This window comes from bacterium (assembly GCA_035370465.1).
Classification (GTDB): domain Bacteria; phylum Ratteibacteria; class UBA8468; order B48-G9; family JAFGKM01; genus JAGGVW01.
Map to the genome: position 1 here is coordinate 1 of DAOOVW010000065.1, position 6,771 is coordinate 6,771.

Sequence of the window (6,771 nt, forward strand, 5' to 3'; positions counted from 1 at the left end):
ACCTTGCAATTATTGCTGAACGAAAAAAAGAAAAAGCAATAAAACTTGACAACTATCTTACAAGAATGAGAGAGAATGGATATTTATAAAATATAGGTTAAAACTTCTATAGAAAAAGATTTAAGAAAAATTCCCCACCAATATATAGGTAAAATTATTCAAGAAATAGAAAATCTCTCTACAAATCCGTACCCTACTGGAACAGTCAAACTTACAGCAACTGAAAATACTTATAGATTTAGAGTGGGAAATTATAGAGTGATATATCAAGTAATAAAAAGCAAAAGAACAATTATCGTTCACCATATAAGACACAGAAAAGAAGCATATAGGTAAATTTCTCTCATCCATCCTGTCTATTGTATTTCTTGATTTTTATACACCCCCATTTCAATGTCCGAATGTCCGAAAAATTAAAGAAACCTATATCAGATAAGGAATTTGGCATCTGACATCAGATTTTCAATGTCTGTACCTATGTCTAAATGTCAGAAAATAGTTTTTATCTTCCCCTTAAAAATGCCTTTCTTTTTTAAAAAAGGTTAGTTCAGACGATATTTTTTGAAAGAAAAATTAAAAGATGGTTTTTACTGCCTAAAGGGTTTTCTTTTTTAAAATACCTATAGAAAACGGGTTAGGAAGACAATTAGCCTATTTTGGGTATACATCTCAAATAGTGTATTTATTATATCTTTATACTATAATAAATGAAAAATCTATAATTGAAATTTAGAGAATTTTTGGAAAGTAAAAGATTAATAAGAATATCGGCTGTTTTATAAGTTATTTTCATATGCTGCTTTTAATAGTTCAATAATAAAATCCTTGTTTTTCTCAATATCTGGCTTGTTCAATTTTATTCTGTACCTTTCCCACCTGCTATCATAGTCCAGCATATCAAGTCCGGCAGATTCTATTTTATTTTCTATGTCATCGGATTTCGGAATTTTGAATTCAACTCGCATAATGTTTTTCTGTGGACGCATTATCACAAAATTATTAGGTTGTCCGTCTTTTGCAAGGCCGATATAGCATTTATTATATTTTAGTTCAAAACCTGGCCAGATACTGTTAATCAACTCAAGAATTTTATCAGCCATCGCAACTGTCTGTTCTTTTGCTCTCTGTTCCCAATAATTTCTGTCGGTTATTTCATAAACTTCCTCATCTTCATCAACAAAACCAAGTTTTAACTGGTCAAGCACTGTTGTAAATACAAGAGAAATAGTATCACCAACCTGGATTGCATTCATTTGAATTGCAACTAGGGGGATAGCACCATTAAAAAGATTTATAACATTCAGGAATCTACTGGTAATGTCCTCAGCAATGATAACAGCGCAGTGTTCATATTGGGGAAATCTTTTTCTTTCTATATCCCAGTATTCTATGGTTCTGATAATATGATTTTCATCGGTTTTACCCAGTTGAATTTCTACTTCGTATCTTTTTGTAGCATCTACATTCTGTAAGAGTAAATCAAGTCTTCCGGCACGAGGTTGAATTCTTTCTTTGTCTTTAAGCACAAGGTTCCCTAATCCTATTATACTTGGATCCTCAGCTATAATATTCTGAACCCACGTTTCATTCAATTCCGGATGGCTCTTGATATCAATCTTTACCGGGACAGCATATTTTATAGACATTTTACCTCCATTTTGATAATAATTTCTGATAACTACACTGTAAAGTATATCACAAATATTTAAATTTTACTATATATCAAGTGGTTATATTTTTCTAAATTAAGCAAATTTTCACGGCGACATGAAAAATTTGCCACTATTCATAATCCCCTATAAAGTAAGAATAATTTTTCCTAATTCTTCTACAAATCTCTTGTTTATAACAACTTTATTTTTCTCTCGAATGACTTCACTATTCAACAACTGATAATGCTTCTTAGAGTTTTATTTTCATATTCAATCTTCTTAATTATCTATTTCAAAACCTAATATTTTTATCCTTGAACCTAAATGGATAGAACAGCTTATATACAATCCTTCATCAATTAATTTCAAAATTGATAAATTGTGCCTTTCTTCTATCTCTTGTATTTCTGCTATATTATATGTTTCAACCCATTTTTTCATATACCTTATCCAATTAAAATATTTTTCTAATGATAAACCATCTCTTTGGGATTTAATTAATCCTGTTGCTTTTGCAATTGAATTATCTATCAATGGGAAATAATATGGAGCAAATATGTGTAGTGATTTAGCAACACCGACTGGCTCATTATTATTTCTTCCACACTTTTTGAGGCAATCATTAAGATCATTAAGTATTTGTTTTATCTCATTTTCGTTTATTTCCTCACGATATATCTTCTTTTGTCTATATTCTTTTATAATATCTCTTTTATCCTGAAAAAAGTATCCAATTTCTTGAAAATACTCAGATAAATTAAACCTTTCGTCTTCAAAATATTCTTTAAATCGTCGAAAATTCCACAAAAATAGATAAGGAGCAACTCCTAAACCTATATTGTACTGACATCTATTCTCATCTAAAAAAATTATTAGTTGTTGAAAAGCATCGTCCATTCTTTGTTGAAGTTGAGGAGCAATTTCAAAAGCAGCATAGTAAAAATTTTTTCTTATTTCATTTAATCTCTCAATATCATCTTGTGAAATGCTGAATTTATCATTTTCATACCATTTTTCTACCCAATTCCTACATATTGGATAAACATTATATCTACCTTCAAAAATATCATAAATTGTATGTCCCGCTTCAATCCATTTTTTGAAATTTTCAATAGACATAATTACACCTCCTACAAAAAAATTTAAATTTTTTTATATTACATTTTTCTAACTATAGGAATCCTCTCTGAGTTAAAAATATTTAGATAAAAAAAACAAAGCCGTGAAGCAATCTCTCCGACCTTTTTATTATTGTATATTTCTTATTCGGGGAATTAAATTATTTACAACTGTTTCTACTAAACTATCTATTCCTGTTTGATGAAGTCTTATAAAAATTTTCTTTTCCTTCTCAAACTCACTTTTTGCTTTATTAGTTCCAGCGTGGCTTGCAATACTCGTAATAATTATTCCATAATCTCCCTTTTTCACTAAACTACTTATTTCATTTATATTATCAATTGCATTATGAAATAAACAATCTTTTGCACCTAATCTTTTTATTTCTTCTTTATATCTTTCTTTTAAACTTTCTTTACCACCAACAATAGTAATTATTCTCCCAGATAGTTCTTTATATTGGTCATATTTCTTTGCCCAAATTGTACAAAGTTCACACTCGTTCCATTTCTCTTTTGGAAGAAGAATATAAATACAGTCAATCTCCTCGGCTAATTTTTGACACTTAAGACATATTTTAATTCCTTTCCCAATGCTTTTTTGTTCTTCTGCAAATTCCTCTAATTTTTCTTTTAATTCTGATATTATTTCTTTCTGTTCGGGCGCAATTAAGATAATTTTATTATAAACCTCCATTGCTTTTTTTATTTGTCCATCTTGCTTATACAATTCTGCTAAGGTTATTAATTTTTCTATTTGTTTGTTTTTGTCTCCTATATGTTTGTATGCTTCAATCTCATCTTCTAAAATTTCTACTATTTTCTCGTATTTATATATTTGCTCACAGACATCAGGAATTTTATAGTAATTTTTTTTCTCTTTATACCAATTAATTAATTCAATACCCTCATTTATCATTTCACTGTAATTTTTTATTTCTTCATAAATCATCATAAGTGTTTGAAATATTGGCTCTTTATCATTACAAATTTCTTTTGCGTTGTTTAATTTTTCTATTGCTTCTTCTGTTTTTTTTCTATCATATAGAGAAAAAGCAATATCAGATATTATTTTGGGGTCCCTTTTATAAAGAAAATAGTTTTCACATTTTTTTTCTACACATTTTCCCATATCTTCTTTTTCTGCAAGAGACCAAGCAGCATGGTCAACATCGGCAACTCTTTCAAATCCATATGTTTCCTTCCATTCTCTTAATCTTTTTAAATATTTCATATATTGGTCAATAGCACGAGTTGTCTCTACTCTTGTTATGGCTATTACAGGGGTACTATAAATACCATAAAATTCTGGATGAGCAAATCTTAATATTAAAGAAGTAAATTGCAGGTCATGAAAAATCATCACTAACTCTTTTATTACAAATTCTTCATTTTCAGGCAATTTTTCATTTAATAAAGAATTAATTTTCTCAAGAAAAGGTTCTATTTGTGTTTTTGGTGGAGGATTTAGATGTTTTCCAAATTCCCAATATTTTTTATCAATTACGGATATTAGTGTTTCATATGTCAATGTTTGCTGAGAAAGAGAATTTCTGAAAAATTGTTCTAATGGTTCAATATTTATCTGTTTTCCATATACTTCATAGTATGCTTCTTTAAAACAATCACGACATTTTTTTAAATTAAATTCCATTTCTTTATTTTAACAAAAATTTAATAAAAGAGGAATATTTCTATATAAGTTTGTAGATGATACCATTTTACTCTATTAACCAGTATGAATAAATGTTATATTGCATTGGCTCTTTTTCTTTGTGAAATTTTAAATTTGATTGGTAAAAATGTAAATGTTAAAATATAAAAGTAGAAATAGAATTATAATTTGTTGTAAAAAATTACAAAAGAGAGTGGTGAGTTATTTTATTAAATATAACCAAATAAGTATATATGACAAAAGAAGAAAAGTTTTACAAAGCATTGCAAGATGTTTTTATCGGTGCCAAAATTGAGGGAACAGGTGGTTTTATCAACCTGATGAGAATAAAATCAAATTATTACCGCAAGATAGAAGATATCCTCAAGAAAGATATTGAATCGGCTCTAAAAAACTATCCAAAATTTAGAGATGAACTTTTTGATAAACTTTACTCCTTTTTTAACAGATATTTTACTGAAAGTGGTTCAATTTATTTTAACCAAACTCCTTTTCATAACAATGTTTATGAAAAAGTTTACACAGATGAAAAAGATGTTGTTTTATTCTGGAAAACGCAGATGCTTTACTATGTCAAAACAGACCGAATTTTCAGGAGTTTGCCTTTTGAATTTGATGGTCTTAAGTTTTTCTTTGATGCTTCAACAATAGAAAACAAAAAAAGCAATGAAAAACGCTCAGTAGTTTTTGAATTAGACAAAATTCGTGAAGACAACACAATTGTTTTCAGTGTTTCTTATTCTGAAAGAGGGACAAAAACAAAACAAGACGAGATATTAAAAAATATAAAGAAAAAAGGCATAGCGATTACGGAAGAGCAATTGGAACGTGCTTTTAGAGTTTTTGAAAAACAGAGTGAAGTAGATTTTTTTATAAACAAAAATGCCAAAGCATTTCTGCAAGAGCAGTTTAAACTCTGGAGTTATCAATATTTTTGGGAAGGGTCTCAAGAGTGGGGTGCGGATAGAGTTAATCAACTGCAAATTTTAAAAGATATCGCCTTCAAAATTATTGATTTTATCGGGCAGTTTGAAGATGAACTGGTAAAAATATGGAACAAGCCAAAGTTTGTTAAAAACTCCAACTATGTGATTACACTGGATAGAATAAAAGACGAAAACTTGATTGAAAAAATCAAGAAGCACGTGGGCATTAAAGAACAAATAAAAGAATGGCAAGAGATAGGAATAGTTGATAAGAATTTTAAGATAAAAGAAATTTTTGAAATAGATTTAACAGGGAAACATCTCTCAAAAAAATACGAACACTTACCTATTGATACAAAATATTTCAAAGATTTAGAAATTGAAATTTTAAGTCAGTTTGACGACTTAGATAAATCATTAGACGGTTGGTTGATAAAATCCGAAAACTATCAAGTATTAAACACAATTCTGCCGAAATTCAAAGAAAAAGTGCAGACGATATATATTGATCCGCCATTTAATTTAAATTCATCAGACCAATTTTTATATCGCACTAATTACAAAGATGCGAATTGGGCAACGCTTCTTGAAAATCGTTTGCGAATAGCAAAAGATTGGTTGAATGAAAAAGGAAGTATTTTTGTTAGATGTGATTATAATGGCAACTGGATTGTAAGATGTTTGATGGATGATATTTTTGGAAGAGAAAATTTTAGAAATGAGATTTTTGTTAAAAGAGGATATGTGCCAAAAGGATTAACCAACCAATATTTAACAGGTATTGATTCAATATTCTTCTACGCAAAAGATGTTAACAAAATGGCTTTTAAGGGTGCAAAAAGAAAAATTAGAGAAGAAGATAGACAATGGATTTCTTTAGATATGCCAGGGCAAAGAAGAACTTATGAATTACAGGTAAGATATTTCTTTGGCAAACCATGGTTACCTCCAAAAGGACAACATTGGGGTTTATCGCAACAAAAAATAACTGAATATGAAAAATTGGAATGGATAAGAATTAATCCCGGCAGAAAATATATTGATACACAAGGCAATACAGTTAAAGGAATGCCGGAATATCTTAAAGAACCAGAATTACTTTTAGATACAAATTGGACTGATATAAAAAGTTACGAAACTCATAACACTTTCTTTGCCACCGAAAATTCAGAAATACTACTTAAGAGAGTAATTGAGGGAATGGAATATGACAAACAATTAATCATAATGGATTTCTTCCTTGGCTCTGGCACAACCACCGCAGTAGCACATAAACTTGGTAGAAAATGGATTGGCGTTGAGATGGGAGAACATTTTTATAGTGTAGTTTTGCCGAGAATGAAGAAAGTTTTGGCTTATGATAAATCTGGTATTTCAAAAGAAGTAAAGGAATATCAGGG

Annotated in this window: 4 protein-coding genes; 1 reads left to right on the top strand and 3 read right to left on the bottom strand. The window is 29.1% G+C overall.

The window, feature by feature from the left end; all coding sequences use genetic code 11:
• Positions 1 to 776 precede the first annotated feature (776 nt).
• From PLW95_07535 to PLW95_07545, 3 genes are all read right to left on the bottom strand, one after another.
• Positions 777 to 1,646 (bottom strand): DUF5655 domain-containing protein, encoded by an 870-nt coding sequence (locus PLW95_07535; GenBank protein ID HOV22506.1) that lies wholly within the window; start codon positions 1,644 to 1,646, stop codon positions 777 to 779.
• 285 nt (positions 1,647 to 1,931) lie between these two features.
• Positions 1,932 to 2,771 (bottom strand): hypothetical protein, encoded by an 840-nt coding sequence (locus PLW95_07540; GenBank protein ID HOV22507.1) that lies wholly within the window; start codon positions 2,769 to 2,771, stop codon positions 1,932 to 1,934.
• A gap of 129 nt (positions 2,772 to 2,900) precedes the next feature.
• A complete protein-coding gene (locus tag PLW95_07545) occupies positions 2,901 to 4,424 on the bottom strand; it encodes a DUF2325 domain-containing protein (protein HOV22508.1) in 1,524 nt (507 codons plus the stop codon).
• A gap of 254 nt (positions 4,425 to 4,678) precedes the next feature.
• Between PLW95_07545 and PLW95_07550 the strand changes: the two genes are divergently transcribed.
• Positions 4,679 to 6,771: site-specific DNA-methyltransferase (locus PLW95_07550; GenBank protein HOV22509.1), on the top strand; the 2,093-nt coding region annotated here is incomplete at its 3' end.